The sequence below is a fragment of the Butyrivibrio sp. AD3002 genome, from assembly GCF_000420905.1.
Taxonomy (GTDB): domain Bacteria; phylum Bacillota; class Clostridia; order Lachnospirales; family Lachnospiraceae; genus Butyrivibrio.
This window is the reverse complement of the sequence record NZ_ATVV01000024.1, coordinates 1-25,637: the sequence shown is the minus strand read 5'-3', so window position 1 is coordinate 25,637 and position 25,637 is coordinate 1. Positions and strand designations below refer to the sequence as shown.

Annotated in this window: 33 protein-coding genes, 2 tRNA genes and 1 pseudogene; 27 read left to right on the top strand and 9 right to left on the bottom strand. The window is 40.7% G+C overall.

What is annotated here, in order from left to right:
* Positions 1-97 precede the first annotated feature (97 nt).
* The 8 genes from G596_RS0115245 (at position 98) to G596_RS0115210 (ending at position 9,104) form a co-directional block, all read left to right on the top strand.
* A complete protein-coding gene (locus G596_RS0115245; RefSeq protein ID WP_022762691.1) occupies positions 98-1,888 on the top strand; it encodes a leucine-rich repeat protein in 1,791 nt (596 codons plus the stop codon).
* Positions 1,889-2,499: 611 nt separating this feature from the next.
* Positions 2,500-3,012, top strand: coding sequence for a nitroreductase family protein (locus tag G596_RS0115240; protein ID WP_022762690.1), 513 nt, complete (start codon positions 2,500-2,502; stop codon positions 3,010-3,012).
* A 642-nt stretch (positions 3,013-3,654) separates the two neighbouring features.
* On the top strand, positions 3,655-4,899 hold the full coding sequence (locus G596_RS0115230; protein WP_022762688.1) for a hypothetical protein: 1,245 nt from the start codon (positions 3,655-3,657) through the stop codon (positions 4,897-4,899).
* A gap of 73 nt (positions 4,900-4,972) precedes the next feature.
* Positions 4,973-5,371, top strand: a complete 399-nt coding sequence (locus G596_RS0115225; RefSeq protein WP_022762687.1) for a (deoxy)nucleoside triphosphate pyrophosphohydrolase — start codon at positions 4,973-4,975, stop codon at positions 5,369-5,371.
* A 45-nt stretch (positions 5,372-5,416) separates the two neighbouring features.
* On the top strand, positions 5,417-6,355 hold the full coding sequence (locus G596_RS0115220; RefSeq protein ID WP_022762686.1) for a phosphatase PAP2 family protein: 939 nt from the start codon (positions 5,417-5,419) through the stop codon (positions 6,353-6,355).
* A 76-nt stretch (positions 6,356-6,431) separates the two neighbouring features.
* Positions 6,432-6,590, top strand: coding sequence for a hypothetical protein (locus G596_RS24965; RefSeq protein WP_022762685.1), 159 nt, complete (start codon positions 6,432-6,434; stop codon positions 6,588-6,590).
* Between the two features lie 219 nt (positions 6,591-6,809).
* Positions 6,810-8,234 carry an AAA family ATPase gene (locus tag G596_RS0115215; protein ID WP_022762684.1) on the top strand — a complete coding sequence of 475 codons (1,425 nt, stop codon included), beginning with the start codon at positions 6,810-6,812 and terminating at the stop codon, positions 8,232-8,234.
* A gap of 36 nt (positions 8,235-8,270) precedes the next feature.
* Complete coding sequence (locus tag G596_RS0115210) at positions 8,271-9,104, top strand: deoxyribonuclease IV (RefSeq protein WP_022762683.1); 834 nt, start codon at positions 8,271-8,273, stop codon at positions 9,102-9,104.
* A gap of 107 nt (positions 9,105-9,211) precedes the next feature.
* Here the strand turns inward: G596_RS0115210 and G596_RS0115205 are convergent, their stop codons facing one another.
* A complete protein-coding gene (locus G596_RS0115205; protein WP_022762682.1) occupies positions 9,212-9,397 on the bottom strand; it encodes a hypothetical protein in 186 nt (61 codons plus the stop codon).
* Positions 9,398-9,571: 174 nt separating this feature from the next.
* Here G596_RS0115205 and G596_RS0115200 point away from each other — a divergent pair, with 174 nt between their 5' ends.
* From G596_RS0115200 to G596_RS0115145, 11 genes are all read left to right on the top strand, one after another.
* On the top strand, positions 9,572-9,859 hold the full coding sequence (locus G596_RS0115200) for a hypothetical protein (protein WP_022762681.1): 288 nt from the start codon (positions 9,572-9,574) through the stop codon (positions 9,857-9,859).
* A gap of 64 nt (positions 9,860-9,923) precedes the next feature.
* Complete coding sequence (locus tag G596_RS0115195) at positions 9,924-11,411, top strand: leucine-rich repeat domain-containing protein (protein WP_196805238.1); 1,488 nt, start codon at positions 9,924-9,926, stop codon at positions 11,409-11,411.
* On the top strand, positions 11,411-11,557 hold the full coding sequence (locus G596_RS24960; RefSeq protein ID WP_022762679.1) for a hypothetical protein: 147 nt from the start codon (positions 11,411-11,413) through the stop codon (positions 11,555-11,557). Before G596_RS0115195 ends, G596_RS24960 begins: the two co-directional genes overlap by 1 nt.
* 134 nt (positions 11,558-11,691) lie before the next feature.
* Positions 11,692-12,219: a hypothetical protein gene (locus G596_RS0115185; RefSeq protein ID WP_022762678.1), complete on the top strand. Its 528-nt coding sequence runs from the start codon at positions 11,692-11,694 to the stop codon at positions 12,217-12,219.
* Positions 12,219-12,353, top strand: a complete 135-nt coding sequence (locus tag G596_RS25785; protein WP_022762677.1) for a hypothetical protein — start codon at positions 12,219-12,221, stop codon at positions 12,351-12,353. Before G596_RS0115185 ends, G596_RS25785 begins: the two co-directional genes overlap by 1 nt.
* 17 nt (positions 12,354-12,370) lie before the next feature.
* Entirely contained in the window at positions 12,371-12,631 is a 261-nt protein-coding gene (locus G596_RS0115175; RefSeq protein WP_022762676.1) for a hypothetical protein, read from the top strand.
* A gap of 176 nt (positions 12,632-12,807) precedes the next feature.
* Positions 12,808-12,990, top strand: coding sequence for a hypothetical protein (locus G596_RS0115170; protein ID WP_022762675.1), 183 nt, complete (start codon positions 12,808-12,810; stop codon positions 12,988-12,990).
* Between the two features lie 186 nt (positions 12,991-13,176).
* On the top strand, positions 13,177-14,847 hold the full coding sequence (locus tag G596_RS0115165; protein WP_022762674.1) for an AAA family ATPase: 1,671 nt from the start codon (positions 13,177-13,179) through the stop codon (positions 14,845-14,847).
* Between the two features lie 134 nt (positions 14,848-14,981).
* Positions 14,982-15,242: a hypothetical protein gene (locus G596_RS0115160; RefSeq protein ID WP_022762673.1), complete on the top strand. Its 261-nt coding sequence runs from the start codon at positions 14,982-14,984 to the stop codon at positions 15,240-15,242.
* A gap of 618 nt (positions 15,243-15,860) precedes the next feature.
* A tRNA-Glu gene (locus tag G596_RS0115150) sits at positions 15,861-15,933 on the top strand.
* A 4-nt stretch (positions 15,934-15,937) separates the two neighbouring features.
* Positions 15,938-16,020: transfer RNA gene (locus tag G596_RS0115145), tRNA-Tyr, on the top strand.
* Positions 16,021-16,023: 3 nt separating this feature from the next.
* On the opposite strand, the gene G596_RS25605 is transcribed toward G596_RS0115145, so the two are convergent.
* The gene (locus G596_RS25605) at positions 16,024-16,626 is read right to left on the bottom strand and encodes a hypothetical protein (RefSeq protein ID WP_022762672.1); all 603 of its coding nucleotides are present in this window, start codon (positions 16,624-16,626) and stop codon (positions 16,024-16,026) included.
* A gap of 24 nt (positions 16,627-16,650) precedes the next feature.
* Complete coding sequence (locus G596_RS0115135) at positions 16,651-17,451, bottom strand: hypothetical protein (protein WP_022762671.1); 801 nt, start codon at positions 17,449-17,451, stop codon at positions 16,651-16,653.
* Positions 17,452-17,672: 221 nt separating this feature from the next.
* Between G596_RS0115135 and G596_RS0115130 the strand changes: the two genes are divergently transcribed.
* The 3 genes from G596_RS0115130 to G596_RS0115120 are packed head-to-tail and all read left to right on the top strand — an operon-like array spanning position 17,673 to position 19,379.
* Positions 17,673-18,410 (top strand): AAA family ATPase, encoded by a 738-nt coding sequence (locus tag G596_RS0115130; protein ID WP_022762670.1) that lies wholly within the window; start codon positions 17,673-17,675, stop codon positions 18,408-18,410.
* A 22-nt stretch (positions 18,411-18,432) separates the two neighbouring features.
* Complete coding sequence (locus G596_RS0115125; protein ID WP_022762669.1) at positions 18,433-18,903, top strand: GNAT family N-acetyltransferase; 471 nt, start codon at positions 18,433-18,435, stop codon at positions 18,901-18,903.
* Positions 18,904-18,929: 26 nt separating this feature from the next.
* Entirely contained in the window at positions 18,930-19,379 is a 450-nt protein-coding gene (locus G596_RS0115120; RefSeq protein WP_022762668.1) for a YrhA family protein, read from the top strand.
* Positions 19,380-19,411: 32 nt separating this feature from the next.
* On the opposite strand, the gene G596_RS0115115 is transcribed toward G596_RS0115120, so the two are convergent.
* Both G596_RS0115115 and G596_RS0115110 read right to left on the bottom strand, forming a co-directional pair.
* Positions 19,412-19,978 carry a GNAT family N-acetyltransferase gene (locus G596_RS0115115; protein WP_022762667.1) on the bottom strand — a complete coding sequence of 189 codons (567 nt, stop codon included), beginning with the start codon at positions 19,976-19,978 and terminating at the stop codon, positions 19,412-19,414.
* Entirely contained in the window at positions 19,950-20,471 is a 522-nt protein-coding gene (locus G596_RS0115110) for an NUDIX hydrolase (RefSeq protein ID WP_022762666.1), read from the bottom strand. Before G596_RS0115110 ends, G596_RS0115115 begins: the two co-directional genes overlap by 29 nt.
* Before the next feature lie 317 nt (positions 20,472-20,788).
* Here G596_RS0115110 and G596_RS0115105 point away from each other — a divergent pair, with 317 nt between their 5' ends.
* Positions 20,789-21,007: a hypothetical protein gene (locus G596_RS0115105; protein WP_022762665.1), complete on the top strand. Its 219-nt coding sequence runs from the start codon at positions 20,789-20,791 to the stop codon at positions 21,005-21,007.
* Between the two features lie 58 nt (positions 21,008-21,065).
* Here G596_RS0115105 and G596_RS0115100 read toward each other — a convergent pair whose 3' ends face one another.
* Positions 21,066-21,365 (bottom strand): hypothetical protein, encoded by a 300-nt coding sequence (locus G596_RS0115100; protein ID WP_022762664.1) that lies wholly within the window; start codon positions 21,363-21,365, stop codon positions 21,066-21,068.
* A 111-nt stretch (positions 21,366-21,476) separates the two neighbouring features.
* Here G596_RS0115100 and G596_RS0115095 point away from each other — a divergent pair, with 111 nt between their 5' ends.
* Entirely contained in the window at positions 21,477-21,992 is a 516-nt protein-coding gene (locus G596_RS0115095) for a pyridoxamine 5'-phosphate oxidase family protein (RefSeq protein WP_022762663.1), read from the top strand.
* A complete protein-coding gene (locus G596_RS0115090) occupies positions 21,989-22,327 on the top strand; it encodes an arsenate reductase family protein (RefSeq protein WP_022762662.1) in 339 nt (112 codons plus the stop codon). Before G596_RS0115095 ends, G596_RS0115090 begins: the two co-directional genes overlap by 4 nt.
* Positions 22,328-22,388: 61 nt before the next feature.
* Here the strand turns inward: G596_RS0115090 and G596_RS25995 are convergent.
* Positions 22,389-22,625 (bottom strand): annotated as a pseudogene (locus G596_RS25995) (fibronectin type III domain-containing protein); the annotation flags it as partial.
* A 73-nt stretch (positions 22,626-22,698) separates the two neighbouring features.
* A complete protein-coding gene (locus tag G596_RS0115080) occupies positions 22,699-24,090 on the bottom strand; it encodes an InlB B-repeat-containing protein (protein ID WP_022762660.1) in 1,392 nt (463 codons plus the stop codon).
* Positions 24,091-24,269: 179 nt separating this feature from the next.
* Between G596_RS0115080 and G596_RS0115075 the strand changes: the two genes are divergently transcribed.
* Both G596_RS0115075 and G596_RS0115070 read left to right on the top strand, forming a co-directional pair.
* The gene (locus G596_RS0115075; RefSeq protein ID WP_022762659.1) at positions 24,270-24,749 is read left to right on the top strand and encodes a YbaK/EbsC family protein; all 480 of its coding nucleotides are present in this window, start codon (positions 24,270-24,272) and stop codon (positions 24,747-24,749) included.
* A 17-nt stretch (positions 24,750-24,766) separates the two neighbouring features.
* Positions 24,767-25,318 (top strand): DUF6609 family protein, encoded by a 552-nt coding sequence (locus G596_RS0115070; protein WP_022762658.1) that lies wholly within the window; start codon positions 24,767-24,769, stop codon positions 25,316-25,318.
* Here the strand turns inward: G596_RS0115070 and G596_RS0115065 are convergent, their stop codons facing one another.
* On the bottom strand, positions 25,319-25,513 hold the full coding sequence (locus tag G596_RS0115065) for a (2Fe-2S)-binding protein (protein ID WP_044928819.1): 195 nt from the start codon (positions 25,511-25,513) through the stop codon (positions 25,319-25,321). It abuts the gene before it with no gap.
* Between the last annotated feature and the right edge of the window lie 124 nt (positions 25,514-25,637).

The window sequence follows — 25,637 nt, the reverse complement described above, 5'->3', positions numbered from 1 at the left end:
TTAATTGTTTAGCCTATTTTTCTGATGCCGGCGTAATTTATAATTGTTTTTGTAGCGTTAAGTCATGATTCTTTTTGTGACATTGGGGGAAATAAATATGAAGAAAAAGAGACGTCTGGTTTCTATTGTTTGCGCTGCCGTTCTGGCACTTTCAGGCCCTGGGGTTCTAGGGGCCGGAGATTTCACTTTGACTGCTCATGCAGAAGAGGAAGATCCGTACGAAATAGGTTTTTCTGATTATACTATTGGAATTGCGAATGAATTTGGCGAGATAATTGATGAAGATACTATCTGTGATGGAGAAGGCCCCACTTATTCTGCAGTGTTTATGGATGAGGAGCTTGAAAATACCGTTTCGGATCCTGAGTATGAGTGGACACTTAGCAAGGACATACAAAAATATCTGTATATAGATGGTTCTGCTACCGGGGACACCATAGCTATTGCTACAAAGGAAGATGCTTTGCGGCAGCTTGGCGGCGAGGTATGTGCGTACGGAGAGCTGACGCTGACTGTATATAGTGATGATCTGGAAGAGCCCCTGGTGAGGGAAATTTCAATTAATTTTGCATTAGACGCGGAGTTCTATATTGCTGACGCGTGCCGAGTAAGCACAGAATTTCCGACACGCACTGTAAAAATGGAAGTTTCTGACAACATAGATCCAGACATGATTTCCTGGGATCTTTCCGGAGATTATGCAGATGACATTTTTTCTGTGAGCAAAACAGGTAAGGATATTACTGTAAAGCTGATGGATGACGCTGCAAACATTGTTGCTGAGAATGGCCTTGATAACGATGATTGCGGTTATCCACTTTATGCGGCAGATATGGAATTTTATTTGGAATCAAAGACCGGAAAGACAATGATGAACCTTCGCACTATGACTCTTGAATTTTATCTGGAGGATTTGTATGAAGTAACCTACTCTCCGGAGGAATTGTACTTTGTCAGAGGTGTTGCCGCAGAGAAGACAATTACGGCAAATATCAAGAACGCCGGCTCCAAGAACATAACTTACAAATGGTCACTGGATGGGTATGATCCGGAATCTGAGAAATGCTTTAAGATAACTCAGACTAATTCCAAAACCGTAAAGGTGAAATATAACGGCTATGCTTCAGAAGATGATTGGTTTGCTTTGCTTCTTGATATTGAAGTAAACGGCAAGCCGAAACCGCTATCCAAGGATACTGGAATCAACCTTTCTGATACGGAAGAAAAACCTAATAACAACGAGGAAGAATCGGGCTCCGGAAATAACGGCGAGTCCGGCTCAGGAAATGGAAAAGAGTCCGGTTCAGGAAATAGCGGCGAGTCAGGTTCAGCCAATGGAGGCAAGCAGGAGAATCCGCCTACCGTTCAACAGAACGAAAACCAGAACAATGACCAGGCTAAGAAACCCAAAGATATAGGCACACTGATTGAAGTTGCCGGCATGAATAATTACAAGTTTGTAGTTACTTCCAATACTGAAGGCGCTGCAACAGTAGCTTTCGCGGGATTAAAAAATAATAAGAAGGACAAAAAGCTCACAATTCCGGCAACTATAACGGATGAAAACGGCATTATGTATACAGTAACATCTATATCCGCTAAAGCCCTTAACGCTAATAAGAAAATCACTAAGGTCGTAATTCCGGAAACAGTAACTCTCATTGGCAAAAAGGCCTTTTACCAGTGCTCAAAACTTGGCACAATAATCATTAAATCAGAGAATCTTACCATAAGGGACAAGGCCTTCGGAAAAATTAAGAAAGGTGCAACCATCACTATATACGCAAGCAAGAAGTTGAAGTTTAACAGAATGGTGAAAAAGATAAAAAAGGCCGGAGCCAAGAGTGCTGAATTCAAATACGAGAAAATTATTGAGTGTTATAAATAAATACGATTGCATTGGAAGGGGCCCTTTCTATTTTTTTGCAGGCGTAGTTCCTGGCTTCTTACTAATTATCTTGGTATTGGAAATGGTAATAGTAATGGAATTGCTGTATATGCCAAGATAATTCTTATTTTTGTTTTTTCTTGGTAATGAATTGCTATTTCGGAACCAATAAATTTTGCCTTAAGCGAATATCTTGGTTGTGGTCTAAATAAGCTGTACCAAAATATTTCTTGTTTTAGATTTATCTTGGCAATAAAATAGCTTTTTTGTGCCAAGATATTCTTGCTTTCACAAATATATTGGTAGAACTTGGATCAAGTCATACCAAGATATATCGTGCTTTAGATTTATCTTGGTAATGAAATGACTTTTTTGAACCAAGAAATATTATTTTTCACGAGTATCTAGGTATAGCCCATAACAAGCTGAACCAAGATATTTCTTGCTTGAGCTATATCTTGGCATTTGGACGTGCAAGGAGTTCATAGTTGAATTCGATACTTGAAAAATGATTACAGAGTGATACAATTACATTGTGCAAAATATAATACAATTGTATCTTTTTATGCCTACCATTGGCGGGCCAAAGCAAGCGAAAGGGGAATTATTAAATGGAATTCAGTGATGTAGTAAAGAATCGTTATTCATGTAAAAAGTACGATACCAGAAAAGTTGACAGAGCTAGACTTAATACAATTCTTGAAGCAGGACGACTTGCTCCCACAGCAAAGAACCTGCAGGAACAGCATGTATATGTAATCGAGTCGGAGGAGTATCTTGCTAAAATTGATAAGGCTACTCCTTGTCGATACGGTGCACCGACAGTTCTTGTTGTAGCATTTGACAAAAAGAATGTATTCACATATCCCGGAGGAAAGAGAGATTCCGGAATTGAGGACGCGTCCATCGTGGCAACGCACCTTATGCTCGCTGCAGCAAATGAAGGCGTCGACAGCTGCTGGCTCAATTTCTTTGATCCTGATGAGCTGGCAAAAGACCTCGGCCTTCCGGAGAACGAAGAGATTCTGATGCTACTTGATCTCGGATACGCTGCTGAAGGCGCCGGCCCGCTCGATAACCATAACAGCAGAAAAGAATTGTCAGAGACAGTTACATATATGTAAGGTAGAATGTATGCTACTGTGCATGCTTGAGAGTATATGTGAATAATGTAGGTTAATGTGTATGAGCTATGAAAAGCTGGTTAGGCTTTTTGTAGCTCATTGTTTTTAAGACGCGCCTGAGCGCAGGGGTATCTTGGAGCTGTCCCCTTACCAAGAAAATGTTGTATTCGTAAGTATTTTGGTAGTGCTTGGATCAAGTTGAACCAAGATATTTCTTGTTTTAGATTTATCTTGGTAAGGAAAGGGCTTATTTGTGCCAAGATATTTTTGATTTGTTTATATCTTGGTAGCAGCTGGAACTAGCTGTGCCAAGATATTACTTGTTTTGGTTCTATCTTGGTAAAGAAATAGAATTTCTATGCCAAGATATTTTTGTTTCCACAAATATCTTGGTAGTGCCTAGAACAAGCAATACCAAGATATATCTTAATATAGACTTATCTTGGCAATTAAATAGAATTTCTGTACCAAGAAATATTTGTTATCACTAATATCTTGGTAGAGGGTCGGAATATGCCATACCAGGATACATTAAAAAAATATAAAACCTACGAGGAAATGGTAATTAGTCGTCGGAAAAATGTTAAAATATTAGGAGTTGGATTTACGGACTGAAGCAAACACTATAATGAGGGGAAATAAATGTCGGAATACTACGAACCTCAAATAAATATATCTTCGCCAGAGATACATAATACAATGGGTGTGATAGTTGTGCTTAAAGACAAGGTAGATGGTGATATTCTAAGGCAAGTGGTAGATGAGCTTCGGGAAAGGTTCCCTTACTTCTATGTGAAGGTAGGGCACAGAGGTGGTGGCCAGCCAACAGAAGCAAGCAAAAATGGCCTGACAACAGAGCCAGCTGACATCATCCCCATCCCCAACGATCTTCCGATGACAATACGTAACACCTGGGAGCCGATAAAACTAAATTCAGCAGAGTCAAACTATCACCTCGCGGCCTGGAAATACGAGAATAAAAGACTTGCATTTGAGATAGATCATGCCCTGACAGATGGGGCGGGGATCATGCCTTACATAAAAAGTGCAATGTATCTGTACCTCTCGAAGGCGACCGGGAAGACCTTCAATTCAGAAGGATTCAGGCTGTCCGGCGACACGATACCCGAATCAGAAACAGGAGACCCCTTCAAGGACATAGATTTCACAGAAGTGGAAGAGCCATTCTACCAAAAGAAACCAATCACAGACTTCCTACGCCTGGTCAATGAACAAGACTATGAAAAGAGAGTATTCTACCTGAAACTCCCGGAAGAACAAATCATGCAATATTGCAGGGACAAAGACGGAAGCCCAAACGTGTTCTTCTCAGTTATGCTGGCGAAAGCGGCAAGACGATATAAAACGAATGATGAAAAGCCGGTCACTGTTTCTATATGCACCGACCGCAAGGCAATCCTTGGAAATCATGACAATTACCGCATGTTTGCGGGGGACTGCAGACTGGACTTCCCCAAGAACAGGGACTTAACCGACATTACTAAGGCTTGCACAATAGCCCGCGGACAGATGATGCTGCAGATTCAGCCTGAAAACGCGCTTTATGAGATCAAGCAGATGAAGCAGATGCAGCAGACGCCACCCGCACCTGATATTTCGTTGGCGAGCATCTGCGTATCCTATGTAACCGGCAGAAGCTTTGGCCCGCTTGATCCCTACATCGAAGAGATATATGTCGTGACAGCCCTATCCAAGATTACAGACATCCTTTGTGAGATTACCTGCATCAACCACAGCTTCTTCATAGCCTTAATGCAGCCGTTCTCATCAGAGGAGTACTATAACTGCTTCCTGAAGGAACTAGATGAAGCAGGAATCCACGATGAGGAACTATCTAGCGAACCCCTGCGCATCTGCGGAATCTAGCAACAAAACAGAATCGAGCCCCGGCACACTAGCCCCAGCCCAAAAAACATAACCCAATAACAGGACATAACCCATGAAAACAGTAAACGTAGTAGCAGCCGTAATCTGTGACGACTACAAAAACAAAACAAAAATATTTGCAACCCAGCGTGGCTATGGTGACTTCAAAGACGGCTGGGAATTTCCCGGCGGAAAAATCGAAGACGGCGAAACCCCGGAGGATGCGCTTATAAGAGAGATAAAGGAAGAACTTGCGACAGACATAGAAGTGCATGACCTCATCAGCATCGTCGATTACGACTACCCAACATTCCATCTGCATATGCACTGCTTCTTTGCAACTGTGAAAAGCGGAGAACTCTCACTTCTCGAGCATGAGGCAGCAAAATGGGTAACCAAAGGCGACATAGACACCCTTGACTGGCTACCGGCTGATGAAGGACTAATACAAGAAATCAAAAAATATATATGAAGAAGTACTTATACAAGAAAAAATTCTTATGAGGAGGAATTTGTAATGGATATTCAGTACTTGTTATGGCTTCAGGAACTTAGGAACGCAACAGGCGGCACTTTTGACGAATTTTTCAATGCGCTGTCGAAAATCGCGGTGGATGTAATGCCGTTCCTGCCGTTCATCATTTTCTGGTGCGTGGACAAAAAGTGGGGCTATCGCTTCATCTACACCTTCGGCATCGCAAACGTGGTGAACGGAATTCTAAAGCTCACGGTATGCGCATACAGACCCTGGATCCGCTCCGACCTGATCGAACCCGCAGGAGACTCCAAGACTGCCGCAACCGGGTATTCTTTCCCGAGTGGACACACCACCGAGGCGACATCTGTCTATGGCACAACGATAGCGTGGCAGCATAAAAAGAGAAAATGGCTGGCCTATGCCTGCGGCATCCTGATCGCGCTGACCGGATTTTCAAGAAACTTACTGGGCGTACATACCCCGCAGGACGTGGTCGTTGGCTTTGGTGCAACTTTGATCATCATCCTTGTATACGGAGTTGTTGAGAAGAAAATCGAGGGCAATGAAAAAACTTTGGACATCCTGACTATCGTCGGAGTTCTCGTGGTTATAGCTTCCCTTATCTACATCTCGGTAAAGTCTTATCCCATGGACTATGTGGAGGGCGAGCTACTTGTGAATCCGAAAAAAATGATGAACGACACCTTCAAACAATGCGGTGCATTTTTCGGACTTCTGTTAGGAAGCTATATTGAACGCCATTATATTCATTACGAGATTCCGGAAGGCTCCAAAAATCTTCCCATTCTCGGATTCATCGGCTTCATGATCGTATTTTCCTGGAAAGAATTCCTGGCACCTGCAACAATCGTTCAGGCCCTCGGCGGACACTGGGGACACTTCATCTCAAGAGCCATCATGTGGTTCTTTGTTGTGGCGATCTGGCCGATTGTTATCAGGAAAAATGCGAATGCATGACACAGCACAGACAACGGAACACATCGAGTATAAGAGAAAATATGTAGCAGTAACTGCATTTTAGAGAGGTACACATATGGAGCGAAAATTCCCCAATCTTACAAAGCCGATAACAATAGGGCGGACGACTTTCAGAAACAGAATGTTCTCAGCGCCCATGGGAGGAACCGACATCGCCAACAACGGATGCATAGGACCTAAATACATCCCACAAGGCGCTCAGGGTAACAGCTGACGGCGTTATCTGCGATGCTTCAAGAGTATCAACAATTACCAACGCGGTTTACTGGGGATACCACGCAGCTCTGGATATCTAATCGAGTTGACTATACTTGCGGAAAATCATGCTTGAAAATGGTATTGTGGCGATTTATAATGTAAATAAGCATTATAAATCGCCAAAACTATGTTATAAGAATATGTTTTGGCGCAATATGATCAAAAGAGGGCGCTTATGAAGATAATTGGAAGAAAGCATGAAAAGGATGTATTGCTGCAGTGCCTCAAGTCAAAGAGACCGGAATTTGTTGTCGTATACGGCAGACGAAGAGTAGGGAAGACATACCTGATAAGAGAGTATTTCAATCAGCAGTTTTCGTTTTATACCACGGGTCTTACGGATGAAAAGACTAAAGGACAATTACGTGCCTTTAATGAGAGTCTCAAGACATGTGGATATGTGAGCAAGACACCTCCTAAGGACTGGTTTGAGGCATTTGCATGGCTGAGAGAATTGCTTGAAAGTGATAAGGTGTATCGCGAGCCTATAAACAACAAAAGGGTGATATTTTTGGATGAACTGCCATGGATGGACACGGCACGGTCTGACTTTAAAAGTGCTTTGGATTATTTCTGGAACAGCTGGGCATCTGCCCAGGAGGATCTGGTGCTGATCGTGTGCGGAAGTGCGACTTCATGGATAATAACTAATTTATTGACTTCCAAAAAGGGATTTCATAACAGGGTTACAAGACGTATTCATTTAGCAGCCTTTACACTGGCAGAATGTGAGAAACTTTTTGAGATGAATGAAGTGGTCATGACCAGGAGCCAGATGATCGAGAGTTATATGGTGTTTGGTGGTGTTCCGCATTATCTCAACCGCCTGGATCCGAGGCTTTCTCTGGCACAGAATATTAATGAACTGTGTTTTAAGGAATATGGAGAGCTTCATAATGAATACTATAATCTGTTCCATTCGCTGTTTGCTAAGCCTGAAAAGCATATTGCCATCCTTGAGACTTTGGCGAAAAAGAAAGAAGGCATGACTAGGACGGAGCTCTCAAAACAAAAGGCAATAGGGGGAGGATCGGTACTGACCAAGAATCTTCGTGAGCTTGAGGAGTGTGGATTTATCCGTAGGTTTTACAATTATACAAAAGAAGAGAATAATGCTGTTTACCAGCTTATAGATCCATTCACTCTTTTTGCCATAGCGTTTATAGAAAATAAGAAATTTGATTCATGGAATGAGTATATAAATTCTCCGGGATATAATTCCTGGAGAGGTAATTCTTTTGAAATAGTATGTCTGAATCATATTAATCAGATAAAGGCTGCGCTTGGAATAAGCGGCATTGAGACAAATGAATTTTCCTGGAGAAGTAAGGAAGGAGATAAAGGAGCTCAGATTGATCTCATAATATACCGCAAGGATGGTGTAATAAACATCTGTGAAATGAAGTTCGCTAACAAAGAGTATATGCTCGATAAAAAAGAATATGAAAAGATCCGGAATAGAATGGAGAAATTTCAGGATGAAACCGGAGCAAAGGAAGCAATTCACATCACACTTATTTGCGGTAATGGTTATAAGCAAAACGAGTACTCCGGAATTGCTCAGAATATAATAGTTGGGGATGAGCTGTTTGAGGATTGATGAAGACACTATAACACAATACTTGGAGAGATTTAAATGATTCATATAGGCTGTCACTTATCGGTTACAAATGGATATGAGGCCATGGGCCGTCAGATGCTGGAGTTTGGCGGAGACACCTTCTCGTGGTTTACGAGAAACCCCAGGGGAGGAAAATCGAAGGATGTAGATCCCGCCGACGTTAAGGCGCTTGAAGAGCTCCTTTCTGAAAAGAGATTCGGAAAACTCGTGGCGCATGCCAGCTACACCATGAACCTCTGCTCGGCAAATCCCGACACGAGGGCCAATGGCCTTGATATGCTGAAAAAAGATTTGGAGAAAATGGAATACCTTCCGGGGCAATTTTACAACTTCCATCCCGGATCCCACACAGGACAGGGAGCGGAGGTCGGAATAGAGCAGATAGCGGACGGCCTTAACAAAGCTCTGTGGCCTGAGATGCAGACCACAGTCCTTCTGGAGACCATGGCAGGAAAAGGCTCCGAAGTCGGAAGAAGCTTCGAGGAACTAAGGAAAATAATTGACCTCGTGGACCTCAAGGACAAAATCGGAGTCTGCTTTGATACATGCCATACCTGGGATGCCGGCTACGATATCGCGGCTGACCTTGACGGAGTCTTGGATCAGTTTGACAAAATAATCGGCCTTAGCAGACTTAAGGCAGTTCACTTCAACGACAGCAAAAATGAACGAGGCTCCGGAAAAGATCGCCATGAAAAACTCGGTCAGGGAATGATAGGCATGAAAGCCATGAAGAGGTTTGCGATGCACCCTGCTTTCGATGGCCTCCCGTTCATCCTGGAGACCCCTAATGATGATGAGGGATATGTGCAGGAGATAGCGACCGTGAAGGGATGGTTTCAAGCCTGATTTCGGTTACAGTTCAGACCCTGGCTTGAGATAAGAAGACCGTTTTGATATGTGATTTTTAATCGTTAGGGTTGTGTGTCAAGCTAAGGTCTGAACTGTAACACTACCTATTGCTGTGTGTTGAAGCCTGCCGAACCGATGTAGCCCTCTTTGTCCTTGTAAGCAATGTTTATGAACGTGATGTTTGAAAAATTAATGGTTCTTCCATTCTTGAAGGATGGTACTGATTTTCCATTTTTCGCCTGGTAGTGAGACCATCTTTTATTTTCTAAAAGTTTATATCCATTTTTCATGGTTATTTTTAGAGCCTTTTTACCTGTGATTTTTTTATATCCAAAGTAGTAATAACCACGTAAGAGTACTTCTGATTGTTAAAAATATTCTTGTAGTTTTTCCCACCAACGAAAACGGACTTGAAGGGATTTTCATAATCGACAGCTTTAATGCGTGCCTTTGAAGTATAGTGTTTGCAGGATAATAAAACAGACACTTTTTATAACGATTATGGAAGTTTGACAGACAGAAATCTAAAGGATCTGTTTCAGTGCCTGGGATGCGATGTTGGAAAGAAGGATCCCGGAAAGAGAATCCTTTTTACAAACTATTGCCTTGGATATAGAAAAGGTTATGAGACCGGAGGAATGACAAAGCAGCTTCTGGACATGGACTCCGAACTGTTTGATGATCTTGTTAATGCTGTAAAGCCTAGGATAATAATATACCGGGAGGATTTTAATGAAAAGGCTTTACAATAACAATCATAAGCTATATATTTGTGATGATAATGGTTTAGAATGTGATTTGTTAAGGAAAGGAATTATGAAGAAGTGTTTACTGACTGCTGCCGCAGTTGTTTTATTGGCAGCAGCTTTTATATCAAAGCCGATCAAGGCTGATGCAATGGCACAGGCTAGGACATGGAATTCGTATCTGTTGCAAACAGGGTATTTTTACGAGCAATTATCACCAAGATTAAAACGAGCATATAGGGCTTATACCGCATTGATGGTTGAACGCCAGTCAACTTTTAGTATACAAAGCGCAGATATCAACACCAAGCTTGGGATTACGGATGATGGTGAGCTGTTTTCTGGGGAAGAATTAGGCATTATTGCAGAAGCAGTTGATTATGACCATCCTGCTCTTATTTCTCGGATTAATGATTCTCACAATGATATTATTATTGACTCGAGTGCCATGGATGATGTGTTAGGTCAAGCAGCAGGGATAGCTGCTACAGTAAGCGGAAGGGAAGATAACGAAAAAGTAAAGGCATTTCATGATTCCCTTGTGAATACTATTACATATTCCTCATCGGCCCCAAATGCGAGAAATGCATATGGTTCATTGATTGATAAGAAGTGCGTGTGTGTTGGTTATACAGATGCATTGTCATTGCTTTGTCATATGTGCAATATTGAGTCCATACCGCAGTATGGTAAAGGCTTTGGCGGTGAGCATGTTTGGAATATTGTGCGTTTGCAAGATGGTGAATGGTATGAGGTTGACTGTACATGGGACGATCAGGGGGATGGTAATGAGCCCTGGTATGAATATTTCCTTAAAACAAAGACTTTCATGGATAGTAGCTACCATGAGCATTATGATGGACAGACTGTTGATGAATTTGGCTATTATTATTGTCTGACATTACCCATTGCTAATGGCACCAAGTATGCTCTCACATCATCTACTCCGGAAACATCCTCTACTGAAAGTAGCGGTTCTGCTACGGAAAATAATGGCTCTGCTGCCAATAATAGTACAGAGCAGCAGAATATTACTGAGTTAGATATCGCGACTGAGCAAGCCCGGAGTGATACTGCTAATAATGCCAATGATCCTTCTCAGAATACGGCTGCAAATTCTGTTGTTAACCCAACTGCTGTGTCAGATTTTTATAGTGGTGGGCATGTTGCAGTGTCGGGGGAGACCATTGTCGTAAATGGCACAGAGGCAGCTATTGTTAAGGGTAGTGGAAACAGTATCCCTTCTTATGTAGCAGTAGGGGAGTACAGATATGAGGTAACTGAGATCAGCGACGGGGCTTATAGTAACAACTCCAGTCTCAAGAGTGTAACAATACCCAAGAATGTAAGGAAGATAGGCGCGAAAGCATTTTATAACTGCAGAAATCTCAAAAAGATCAAATTTGCGGGTAAAAAGGTTAATAAGATTGGAACAAAGGCTTTTGGAAATATTGGAAAGAAGGCAACCGCATCCATTCCCAAAAAGGTTTATGACAAGTATGTGAAGCTCTTAAAAAAGAGCAAGCCTGTTAAGGGGATAAAATATAAGAAAAGATAATGACTAAGGGCAGATGTTTTTCGTCTGCCCTCTATTTTTATATTGACATTATCGGGCTGATGGAATTCGATACGACTGGAAGTGACAGAATAGAGCAGAAAAAGCATGTGGAGAAGATGAGGAAAGAGTTTAAAAATGTAAGATGATTAGCACAGTATAGGATAAAGAAAAATAGGAATACATAATTCTCCAAAACAGATATATAATTGGCAATTCAAAAGGTTTATCTTGTATATAGAGATACCACACCGTTTTCGCAGTAGTTCAGGAGGGCGGGATCATGAAGAAGACAATTATTTCTTTCATTACAGTAGTCGCTGTAGCAATCACCATTTTCGGAAGTATACCTATGAGTGTAGGTGCATATAGTAGCCAGTGTGTAGAGCCCGGATGTACCAGGAAGAGGAGCACCGGAAGTTACTACTGCTATGTGCATAAGCCTTCGACAAGTTCTTCAAGTAGTTCATATTCGAGCAGTTCTAAGTCTTATTCAAGTACTACTGTAAGTAATTGTGCTAAGGCAGGATGTACCAGGAAGAGAAGTACAGGCAGCATCTACTGTTATGTACATAAACCTTCCACGTCATCAAGCAGCAGTCCATCATACAGCAGCAAGAAGTCATATTCGAGTTCTAAGAAATCATCAAGCTCCAAGAAGAAATATGATTCATATGATGTATACAGTTACAAGTCTGCTCAAGATTTTGCTGATGATAAGTACGAAGAATTCTACGACTACGAAGATGATTATGATGATGAAGACGAGGCTTATGATGCAGCTGAAGACTATTGGAATGATCATCACTGATGGGAAAGGAGCTTGTTGCAAATAATGCCTTAAAGGTTCTAAATGTTTTTGCCGATAAAAAAGATAGCAATGGATATGCGTGTCTTTTCAATGGATTGGATCATCCTATGAAAGGACACGTTTTTTTGCTATGAAGGAGGCGATTTTCATAATGGGAATAAACGCACTAGCATCTGATTACTATTGGAATCAAAGTGTTCAATATGGTGTGAATCGAGTATCTGAAGCAGAGCCTGTGGTAAAAGTGGGAAAATATGAAGTCCGTATAAATGATGTAGACCCCCAAAATGCAACTAGGATGGAGATGTTCGCCCTTCTTTCATATATGTATGATCAGGGGCTTACGGATAACCATGGAACGAGAAACGTGATTGGATCGCTATACTTAATAATGCAAAAGAGACATTCTTGACTATACCGGAAACCTATAGGCAAGCTATGAATATAGATCGGATGCTATTTTCACTATTGGATTGATTTTCAGCAAGGTGTATTTATTGGACAACAAATTTGTTAAATTGTGGGCAGTGGTAGTGGTGCTTTGATGTACAGAAGTTGACCGCAATCTAAATTTTTAGGAGGCACGCAATGACTGCAATACAAACAGATTTACAAGAAATGGAAAGATTTAATGGTGAAGTTAAGGCATGGTACGAAAAGGTAAAGGCTAGTAGTATTGCTAGACCCATAACGCCCGATGTACTAAAAGCTAAGGATCAATTTGTTAAGCCATACAGAATCATATTTGGATTCAGGGAAGAAGCTAGATAAAGTTAATTAAGTGGGGGAATTCTCCCAAACAGATATGTATGGGGGATTGTAAAGGAGTTAGAGAATGTACCATTACCTGCAAAAAATAGCAAAAAATGCCGATATGGGTAAGTTAACTTCTTGAAAGAGCTATGTATAAATTTTATAATTTTCATAGAACAGAGATAGATGTAGAGGAGCCAGAAGATGGAGTTTAAAGTTGGTGTAGGTAAATCCGATTTTAGAGATATCCGAGAATCCGGTAATTATTACGTTGATAAGACCGAGATTTTATATGAGCTTGTGCATGATACTGATAATGCGGTAAGTTTATTTACCAGACCTAGAAGATTCGGTAAAACATTGATGATGAGTATGATGGAAAACTTCTTCAATATTAGGAAGGATAGTCATACTTTGTTTGATGGTCTTGATATCTCTGGGCATCAAGACTTTTGTAAGACGTGGATGAATCAGTATCCGGTGCTATTTGTCTCCTTTAAGGACGTGGAAGCTGAGACGTTTGAAGGTGCATATAAAATGCTGGAGACCAAGCTGGCAGATCTTTGTAAAGAGCTTGCACCAATTTTTATTGATACAGTAGTTGATAAAGATGATGAACGAATTTTTATGAAGCTTAAGGCTCAGGAAGCTGATGAAGCGGATGTAAAGAATTCGCTGAAAACAATTATGAGAATGATGAATGCTGTTTATGGTAAGAATTCAATTCTCCTAATTGATGAATATGATGTACCGCTTGCGAAAGCCAGTGAAAAGGATACAAGAGAGAATTCTTACTATTCAAGGATGCTCGATGTGATTAAGGGGATAATGAGTAGTGCTCTTAAAGATAATGAGTTTTTGCAGTTTGCTGTAATAACAGGATGCCTTCGCATTGCTAAGGAGAGTATATTTACTGGAACAAATAATTTTGCATCCTATTCGGTTTTAGATGAGGGTTTTTCTAAATATTTTGGGTTCCTTGATAAGGATGTTGATGAAATTCTTGCTGCAGCAGGTAGAGAGGATGTAAAGGAATCAGTTAGAGAATGGTATAACGGATATATTTTTGGAAGCAATTCGCTATATTGTCCCTGGGATGTGATAAATTATCTTTCAGATCTGAAAAAGGATACTAATCTATTACCTAAGAATTATTGGAAAAATACAAGTCATAACAGCATTTTGCTTACATTTGTTAAACGTACAGATTTTGATGTTGCTGATAAATTTGAAGAATTGTTAAACGGCGGATCTGTAATATCAAAGATAACGGATCAGTTAACATATGATACATTACATTCATCAGAAGATAATCTGTGGAGTGTTCTTCTGATGACCGGATATGTTTCAAAGGCTGATCAGAGTGAAGCCTCGGAAACAGTATCGCTTCGTATTCCAAATATGGAAATAGCGACGATTTTTGAAGATACTGTCGTGGAATTTTTTAATGATACTGCTGATAAGAAATCAATTTCTGAATTGTTATTGGCATTATGGGAAAACAATCAGGATAAAGCAACTAAGATAATATCAGATCTTTTATGGAATACAATTAGTTATAACGACTATCATGAAGATTATTATCATGCATTCCTTGCAGGTATTTTTGTTGGAAGAGGCTACAATGTCGAATCTAATAAGGAAAAGGGCTTGGGCAGACCGGATATCTTATTGAAGGATAAAAAGAATCGAAGGGCAATCATTATTGAGGCGAAGAAGTCTAAAAAGGAATCGGATTTGGATAAAGATTGCAATGAAGCAATTCAACAGATAATTGACATGAAGTATGCTGAAGGCCTATATGGATATGAACAGATATTGTGTTATGGCGTGGCATTTTTTCAAAAACAGGCAAAGGTTAAGAAATTAAAATAAATAACAAGATTAGGTATTATGTGAGCTCTCAGACATATGATCTGAGAGCTCTTTTTGACATTGGGATTTAGGTTAGATTAGCTTATAATATTGGTATCGTGATTATTGAATATCTTATTCTGAGGAGACGAGTGATGTCGGATAAAATAAGTGCAGAGATAAAGAGATTATTTGTGATTCGTGTAGGTTTATGGATTGTTGCTTTTGCTTCTACGGCCTACTGGATCTATTTTTCAATAAAACTGCATATGGATGGAATCTTTGAGGAAACAGAATATGCTACCCTTCTGAGACCGGTTCTGTATACATGTCTGATTATTTCAATTGCGGCGATCTGCATCAGTTTTGCTTTATATCGTCGGAGTCAGAAGCTAAAAAAGGATAATTCTGTTTAAGGATTGGGCTATTGTATTTGGAAGGAGTGAGCTTCGGTGTTAAATGGCGGAGGGGCTTTTTTACTAAGGAGTTTTATACTACGAGTATAATAGACTGCTAAGTATATCGGTGTTACTATATGATATAGAAAGAGATAAGCGGAGCAGACAGAAGGCTCCCGGAAAGGAAAGAGACATGACAACAATTAATCGCATGTATTGCCTGAATAATGAAAGTTATGAATCAGCACTCCAGTATAAATATGAGTGGGGATTTGATTTCATGCGCTCATTTAAAGATAGGCAAATGCGAGAAAGTGTTGTTTTAGCACGGATCCAAAGACAATAGGATCAGAGCAGATAGATAAACATGTTTTGCGTACCGCTTACCTTTGATGAGGCAGGCGGTATTTTTTTGCAGAAAGGAAAGGAGATCAACATGGTTACAATTCCTGCCATTGATATGGTGGCAACCGGAAAAAACATAGCAAAGTTGCGTCAGGATGCCGGATTGTCTTATCGGTGTTTTAGGTGTTCCTATGGATGACATTATTGTTATTGATACCGGTATTCAGGCGCAAGTCAGCGCCTAATATAAAATTATATAGTGGAGCTGTGAGTAAACATGGCTCCGTGCACGGTCCCCTAGTCTAAAGGTTAGGACACAGCCCTTTCAAGGCTGGGATACTCGGTTCAAGTCCGGTGGGGATCATTTTGGGTAGGTAGCCTAGCGGCGAAGGCAGGGGTCTGTAAAACCCTGACAAGAGAAACAGCGTGAGTTCGAGTCTCACCCTGCCCACTATTAGTAATCTGTCACTACATAATACCAGTTGCCACCTAAGGACTCTACTGATACAACGGGATGTCCGCCTTCATTGTCTCGGATCTGCGCTTCACCTCCATCAGCATACATCACAATTCTGGAACCGGATAGCATCCCTCTGAATTCCCAAAATCCCACTTCTATACCATCTTTGTCATTTTCATAGACATAGACCGTGCCATCACTTGATGCCCGTTTATACTTGGCAGGCAGGTTGACCAGAGCTGATGATCCGCCAATTTCTCCGCTAGATATTTTGTCCACCACTTCCTGTCTCATTGGCGTAAGGCGCATGTAGTCAGCCTTTACTTTGACTGCCCCAAAAGGGAAAAGGGAACACACAGAGTATGTTCCTATAAGCAAAACCAATGCCAGGCCGCCCTGAACTGTCCTTTCTCCCTTTAAGTCTTTAATGATTTTGACAATGCAAACAATCAGTATGATTAAAAGTATTGGGTATACCAATAGTGCGAAAATAAATAGGTTATCAAACAGCGTGTCACTCCACCAGCTATTTGCAAAACAAAGAATAAAGAAAATGACAGCCCATAACAGACTATGTCTACTTTTCTTTTTTTCCATCCTCGGTTCCTCCAATCAATAAATTCATATTGTCTCTATCATTGCTGTAAGTTCTGACATAGCATCGTAAGAACCCTTGGGATCTGTATACCCAAGCCCGCCATAGTAGGAGCAGGTATTGCCGCTCTCGGTCACAAATACAAGGCGCCATGCATAGTTTGCGGTGCTATCAGGATCGGTAGGCTCATCTACAGGTATTTTATTCCATTCATCCAAATGATATCTTTCTGCAAAGGTTTTTAATTCCTCTCTTACCCCGTCAGGAATATTGTGAGCTGTCAGATCGTCAACATAGAAGACTCCCTCTGTAATATCAAAAACAGAGCTCTGTGCAAAGGTACCTTCGTTAAAGTAATAACCTATCTTAACGATAGTATCACCTTTTTGTACGGATTCATTGGTATCTCTGTAGATGAAATTGTACATTCTGGTCATATCAGTATATTGATATATATCAGCGGTGTATTTGTATATTTTCCAAGCGTCTTCTCTGGAAGCAATCTGTGTATCGAGAGAAAAATCGGTTACAAACTGTATGATATCCATATTATCAAAGTCAGATGCTTCGAAGCCATATGTATCAACCATAAAATCTATATAATCCCACTCTGTTTTTAAAACATTGCCATTCATTTTTACTATAGCAAGGACACTGGTATCTTCTATCTTATCGCTGCGGTTTATGCCGCTTCCTCCGTTAATAAGTCCGATAAAATCATCCTTTGAATAGGAGTACTTGGTACCTGTAAGTCTTCTGACCGGTATGAGTGCAAGTAGTGAAAGTGTTGCTAATATTAGTATATGTACCCAAATGCGTTTTTTCATGATTCTCAATGTCCTCCGGATAGTGGTCTATATATATGGAACAGATAAGAGGAGGTAATTGTTGCAGGAGGTGCAAATCAGTGCCGAACCGATGCAGAGCTGACTGGGGTATTCTTTTGTCCATTTGCATGGCAGTTAGAGTATAATATTGCTAGCAATTTGTTAGGAAAAAAAGATGGAGCATATGGTATGGCATTGGCACACGATGAAGAGGTTTTTCTATGCTGGATGAAATGTGCAGCTTGCCAATTCAAGGGGTGAGCATCAACTGGGATAAGATAAATAAACGGAGCTATTTACGTGGAATAGAAGCTATCAAGGATCTGGATTATCTTTCTTTTAACAAGAATATAACCATATTTGTTGGAGAGAATGGCAGTGGGAAATCGACCGTGCTTGAAGCAATTGCTGTAAATTATGGTTTTAACCCGGAGGGTGGGACGAAGAATTACAGTTTTTCAACCTATGATTCACACTCCGAATTGTGCGATGCGATAAGACTTTCGAGAGGTGTGAGCAAACCGGGATGGGGATATTTTCTTAGGGCTGAGAGTTTTTATAATGTGGCGACGGCAGAGGAGATGTACAGCAGGGAAGATCCAAGGGGAATACGTCAGCAGTTTCATGAGCGTTCTCATGGTGAGAGTTTTCTCCAATTGGTTCAAACAAATTTTAAGGGGCATGGCTTATACCTTTTGGACGAGCCTGAGGCTGCTCTATCGCCACAGAGACAGCTTACACTTCTTATCGAGATAGTGAACTGCGCCAAGGAAGATTCGCAGTTCATCATGGTAACGCATTCGCCAATCCTTCTTGGTATACCCGGGGCGGAAATTCTGAGCTTTGATGATGGTCAGATACATCCGATCGAGTACGAGGATACGGACAGTTATCAGATTACAAAAATGTTCATAGAGAACAAGGAGCAGCTTTTAAAGAGACTTCTGAGTGAGGAGTAAGTGAAGATATTTGGAGAAAAAGATGGATTTTGTAATTAAGCATTTTAATGAGCTAAGCACAAGAGAGCTTTATGAGATTTTAAAAACAAGATTTGAAATATTTGTCACTGAACAGGAGTGTATTTACCAGGATCTGGATGACAAGGATCAGGATGCAATTCATGTATTTTGCTGGAATGATTCGGGAAGAGTTGCAGGGTGCCTCAGAGTTTTTTGGAAAGATCATGATGATACCGCAGGCGTCGCACAGATTGGCAGAGTAGTGACTCTGGAGCATGGTAAAGGCATCGGAGGAGCAATGCTTCATAAGGGAGTCGATATAGCTATAAACAGGCTTAAAGCACAGAAAATATATCTTGAAGCCCAGGAATATGCTATTGGATACTATGCAAAAGAAGGCTTTGAGGTGGTTTCTGATGTGTTCATGGAGGATGGAATTCCTCATGTGAAGATGGAGCGTATTTGTAATATTTTTGAGCAAGAGAAAAAATAGTTAATTTTTCAAGAGGAAGATCATATATGTGGGAAGCAGAAATTGGAAAAATCAAAGAGGAGTTATCTCGATGGGGTGATGAAATAAATCCCCCTGCTACAGAGGAGGGAATCAAAAGATTAGCGGAAGAAACCAAGAAGCGTTTTCAAGTAGAGATTCCTTCTGAGCATATAGACTTTTTGAAGGAAATGGATGGCCTTGAATATAACGGATGCATGATATATGGAGTAGATGAGGAATTACTTGAAGAGATTCCGGATAGAACAGTATATGGTCTACTGGAATACAATGATATGCGATCTCAGGGAGACAAGGAAAAGAGATTGTCTTTTGCCGAAAGTGAAACCTTGCTTTACATATATAGCTTTGAAGATAAATCATATTATAAGTTAGATAATTTTCTGTACAAGAAATTGAAAAAGTACAACTCTTATGCTGAAATGATCAAAGACATCATTAAAAAGTGTATAGAATAATAGGGCGTCTTTAAAAGATGCCCTATGCTCTTTCATCCTCCCAGATACTCTATATTTTTCTCTACTATATCCATTGAAAAAACTGCCCCATAAAAGGACCGGTACAACTCCCACAGTTTTTCATTGGATATGATAGTGCTATTTTCAAGCACAAGTATGATAAAAGGGACGCCAAAGCACCTAACTTTGAGTCCTGTATCGATGCAGCCATTCCGTTTGTAAAAACCTATGCGCCTTGTTTGCAGCGCTTTAAGGTCGCGGTCATTAGTATAAGCGGGATCTTCTACCTCAAGGATAACAAGCCCGGCTTCTGACATATATTCACGAAGCATCCTGATGATTTCACCGCCAAGACCTTTATTCCTGTGCTTTGGATAAACAGCAAGATAGTCCACAAGGTAATTCATTCCCTGTTTCACAAGGAATGTGTACCCGATTATCTCAGAATCATCATAAATCCCCAGACACTCATATATTCCATCATCAACAGCTTTGAGAATGACCGGGAGCTTTTTGAGCTCATCCTCGATAAAATCGTGAACCAGACGCTCCTGATATATAGTTGTGATCTCAGCGTTTTGTAGCTTTTTTAGTTTCATTTGATACAATATGTTCTACCCCACTATGTTCCTTCTGGAGATACTCCTTCATAAATGTCGGAAAAGCTCTGTATTTGTCCAGTTCCGAGATCGGAAGCCAGTACATGTTTTCTTTAACTCCTTGAGTATAGCTGTCACTTTGAAGTTCTTTGGTTCCCCTTGGCTTCATAAGGAAATACATTGCTATCTCGTGACAATCCATTCCTTTTAAAGAGCCTTGATTCTCGGTAAAAAAGTTTTCATGAATCACAGCAAGGCGATCGATTTCATAAGCGACGCCGGTCTCCTCCAGCACTTCTCTTTTCACGGCATCTTCAGCTGTTTCTCCTATGTGAACAGCGCCTCCGATAGAGTAGTAATAATCATCAATTTCATTTCCTGCAAAAAGAACACATCCTTCTTCAACGATAATAGCCGCAGCTCGATATCTGAACCATTTATTATCATTGGAAAAGCCACAATCATAATCCATAGTAATAAGCTCTTCTTCCATATAATTCCCTATTAAAGTATAAAACCAAATACGCATACAGTAAGGCAACCAATACCAAATAGTATGCATAGTGCGTACTTTAGCGTTCTGGTATACATTTTAGCCTTATTTTAATGTGGGTTCAAACCCAAAAGTAAATGAGAAGACCTTTTTAATGACTTGGTACCCATGATTTGAAAATTGATGGGTACCAAATGCTCGAAAAAGCCTTTTCATTTACAAATCACATGCCCCCCTTTGGTTATTTGCCAATTTGCTCTACCGGTGGAGTATAATATTGCTAACAATTAAGTTTTTCATAATGAAGGAGGTTAGGTATGGCAGACATTGCGGAAATCATCAAGCAGATCAATGGTAACAAGGAGCTGATGGCTCAGATTGCGAAGGCTGATCCGACACAGGCAAAGGAGCTGTTCAAGAAAGCAAACATCGATGTCAGTGAATCGGACATCAAGATGGTACAGGCAGCAGTTGCTGACGGCAAGCTGGATCTGGGAGATATCAAGAATCTCGCCGGTGGATTATTTAAAAAGTAATAGTGTTTATGCTGAGCGGTGCTTCGTAAGAGGTTCCGCTCTTTTTAGTTGAGGTTTTTTAACCCATTTCTGAACAGCCACCATTAAGACAGGACATGCATGTATGAATTACATAGAGTATGCCTATAATTACGATAATTATCTCAATGACAAATAAAATTGTAAGTGTTTTGGCAAACTTACTTCCGGGATACTTTTCCATCGCAATAAGTGCAATTACAAAGCCCGCTATAAGCAGGAAGCCGGCTACTATTGCTACCTCTGTAAACAACATTAGATTGCCGATAATCCAACATGCAAGGGCTGCTATACACAGATCTTTGCCGCCTTCATTATTTTCATCACTTGAATTAGGCATAGGACTCGGATTTTGGTAGGTGGTTTGCCCATCAAAAGGTTATTCGTTGGCCTATTTACACGGCTGATAGAGTATAATAGTGCTAACAATTTGTTTTAGGAGTAATGAAAAATGTGGGAAATGGATTATGAATCAGCAGCAAATCATTGGATTTTGAAGGATAAAGAATCAGTACATATGGAGAAGGCTGCGCTTGAGGAGAAAATTGAGAGCTTTATAAAAGGACATAATACCTGTGCGCTTGCAACGGCTTCTTCGGAAATGGTGAGAAATACGCCTATTGAATACAACTATGTGGATGGTGATTTTTATTTCTTTTCAGAGGGAGGTCTTAAGTTCAAGGGGCTAAAAGAAAACAAGAATGTTGGCCTGGCTATATTTGAATCATATGGTGGATTCGGACAGCTTAAGAGCCTTCAGGTAGAGGGCATTGCCGGTATGGTGGAACCTTTTTCCGATGAGTACCTGAAGATAATGGAACATAAGAAGATTCCGGTTGATGTCATGAAAAAACTTCCGGAGCCTATGAATCTCATCAAGGTTGTGGCTACGAGTTATGATTATTTGGATTCTGATCTGAAAAAAGACGGCTTTGGCAGCAGGCAGCATATGGAGGTAGCACGTTGATACAGATATTCGGTACGAAAAAGTGTAATGATACAAAGAAAGCAGAGCGATTTTTCAAAGAGCGCGACATAAAGTTCCAGTTCGTTGATATGAAGGAAAAAGGCATGAGTAAGGGCGAGCTCACATCAGTTGCCAGTGCCAATGGAGGCATCATGAACATGGTGAACCCCAATGCGAAGGATAAGGATGCCGTAGCCCTTTTGAAGTATATTGCTGATGAGGACAAGCTGGAGAAGCTTCTTGAGAACCAGCAGATCATTAAGACACCGGTTGTAAGGAATGGAAAGCAGTCCACACTGGGGTATCAGCCTGAAGTGTGGAAGAAATGGGAGTAGCAATTAGGTTTTCATAAAGAAGGCCCTGTGTTGCGGCTAGAAACGCGACACAGGGCATATATTATTTTACTTTGATATTCTTGGTTTTACTCCATTCAGAATAAATTCTGTCAGAGCCTGATTTTTTGAAGGTACGAATTCTGAAATAATACTTTTTGCCGGACTTAAGCTTTTTAATCGTCTTTGTAGTTGTTTTGGTTTTGCCGACTGTTACAGACTTAACATCCTTCTTGAAATTCTTATCTGTGCTGTACTGTATCTCATAGCCTTTGATGCCGCCTTTGGCCTGCTTCTTCCAAGTGAGAGTAGCACACTTTTTTCATACATATTTCCCCTAAAACAAAATTCTTTCCCTCGAAGAATGGTTATTTTTATTTATATATTATTTTGACATTCTTATTCGCTTTTCTAGCAGCTTTTTCAATCTTCTTTGCTATCTTTGAGCCTTTCTTTACGCCTTTTATCGTAACATTTTTTAAGTTTTTGGCTCCTGAAAAAGCATTTTTATCGACTGAAGTAAGATTTTTTGCGTCAATGGTAACGTTTTTTACTCTCTTGCCGGTAACGGCCTTTTTTCCGAGTGCTGTTACAGGATACTTATTATCGCCTATTGTAACGGTCTTTCCGATCTTCACGGTCTTCTTGTTTTTTGTTCCCGTTACTGTGACTGCATTTCCATCAGAAGATGCCTTTACCTTGGTGCCTGACTTATCTGCAGTTTCCTCTCCGGGCTTTAAACCAGTTTCTGCAGGAGTGTCTTTACTGTTCTGAGCCTGTTCGTTATTCTGTGGCTCCGCTTTATCTGATTTTTTCTGGCCACTCTCATTTCCTGGAGCTTCATTGGCAGAGGGCTCATTTTCAGGAGTATCGCTCCATATCGCATATAGGGTGGTTGTTTCTCCTACATTACCAAGGTTTGTCCCCGAAACAATAGCCTCATTTGTATAGGCAGGTGCCCCGTACTTTTTTGTGCTCCATCCTTTAAACGTAGCTCCACTTTTTGTGAAGGTATTATTGGGCAGACCGCTCGAGCCATACTTATATGCAAAACCGTCAGCCATGTTTCCGCTTCCGCCATTAGGATCGAATTTCAGGTTTATTTTATCAAACCTGCCGGCACGGACATTTTGCAGCGCCATTGTCCTGAGGGGATTAATGGATAATGTAACTGTCTTATGCTGGTCGCTTGCTGCCGTAAAAATGCCAGCCCAGTCAGATTCCGGAAGGGCAGAAACATCAAGAAAAGTAGCACTTGAAGTTGCTGTTATTCCTGATATAACAGGTTTCACAGTGTAGCCATTTGGACTTAAAACGGAAATCTGTCCTGTTATCGTGCATCCTGTAACCTGAGATGCCATGTTAAAAGACGGGGTTGAATACATTACCTGCAGATTACTAAACGACCCGCCAGATATATTTCCAACGCCGAGCATCACATGATCATTAAATGTACCATTAGTAACTGTTGCGTACTCATTAAGGCGAACTTCACCGTTAAATGTGCCGCCGCTTATGGTCGCTGTATAAAGGTCATCACCATATACGGTAACATTCCCGTTGAATGTGCCGCCGCTTATGATTCCGCCTGCATTTAAATGTATCTCTCCTGTATATGTGCCGGCAGTTATTTCATCACCTGCACCTATTTCCAGTGGATATGTGTTGCTTCCTGAATCATACGTTGTTGCATGAGCAGGTATGCGGGCCATCCCAAACAGTCCTACAACAGCTGATAAGATAAGTAGCTTTTTAAAACTCTTCATACGAATCCCTCCATTTTTGCTAAAACCTTCATGGCTACCATTTTAGCATGTTTCTATGTGTCAGGCATAAAATAGAAAGGTGAAAAAAGAATATTTTGCCATATGAATGTTTGACCTGATTCATAACGTGATAAAATATGGACAGAAATGCTTGATGATAGTGGCCGGGGAGGATTGAAATGGTAAACGAAACAGTAAAAGAGTATCTTATCAGAAGGAATTTTGGGGACAGATTAACTGAGCATGCTGAAACCATCGATACAGTTGAGCATGCAGCTCAGCAGATAGGCTGCAGCGAAGCAGAAATTGCAAAGACGTTATCTTTCATGGTTGAGGAGAAGCCTGTAATCGTTGTAATGGCCGGAGATGGGAGAGTTAATAGTTCGAAATTCAAAGCGCAGTTCCACACAAAGCCTTCAATGGTGGCAAGGGACCTTGTTGAAGAATTGACAGGTTTTCAGCCCGGAGGAGTATGTCCTTTTGCAGTAAAATCGGGAGTCCCGATCTGGCTTGATGTTTCGATGAAGCGCTTTGAATATGTTCATCCGGCGGGTGGGAATGAGTTTACATCCGTTAAGCTTTCCCCTGATGAACTTGAAAAAGCTGTCGATGCAGAGGGATGGTGCGACGTATGTAAAGGCTGGTATGACGAGGCTTGATTTGAAAGAGGAGAAAAATGAAAGAAGTGCTTGAATTTAATCACAAGAAACAATGCGGACTTTGGCTCATGCTTATAGGAGTAGTTTTGATTATCTCCGCAGTTTTGGGTGGGAGGTTTCTTGTTAATCCTTTTGTGTTTCTTATTGGATATTATGCCTGCTTTTTTGGCGTGAATGTGAATAAAAAACTTAGGAAAAAGCTTTCACAGGGGAGCATCTCAAAAGTACAGATAAGGATGATTTACATAAGTATAGCGGCGCTGTTCATTCTGATGTTTGCTATAGCAGGTCCATTTATCCCCGGTTGGCATTGGAGACAGATATGGCTGGGAGTGCTTCTGGCAACAGCAATCCACTTTTTGCTTTGGTTCGTTGTTCATGGCCCGAGCATGATAATGCTTGGAATTGTATGTATCATCATAGCTGCAGTCGGGTATATGAATCCCGGTATTCCTCTTTTGTGGATTGTTGTAGCTGATGCGGCTGTAAAAATAGATTTTGGGGTGTATTTATTCTTTTTTTCAAAATCATCTAAATTTGGGGATGAAGCACAGGTATCTGGGTTATGATTATTCGTAATCTTCCGGAAACATGATGATGTTGCGGATCATGGTAGTGATGAAGTCGCGGCATTTTCCGCAGCCTGTACCACATCCGGTCGCTTTCTGGACTTTTTCATATGTATCTGCGCCATTTTTTACAGAATCGAGAATTTTGCCATAATTAACGTTTTTGCAGGAGCATGCTATTTTTTCTCTTTTCATATCAGATATCCCTCCATAGATTGATTGTGATAGGCGTTTGCAAAACGCCGAAAGCCGCATAAATACGGAGTTTTTGCTCTATAAAAAATGAATAACCCCTCACCGGATATGGTACAATAGAATT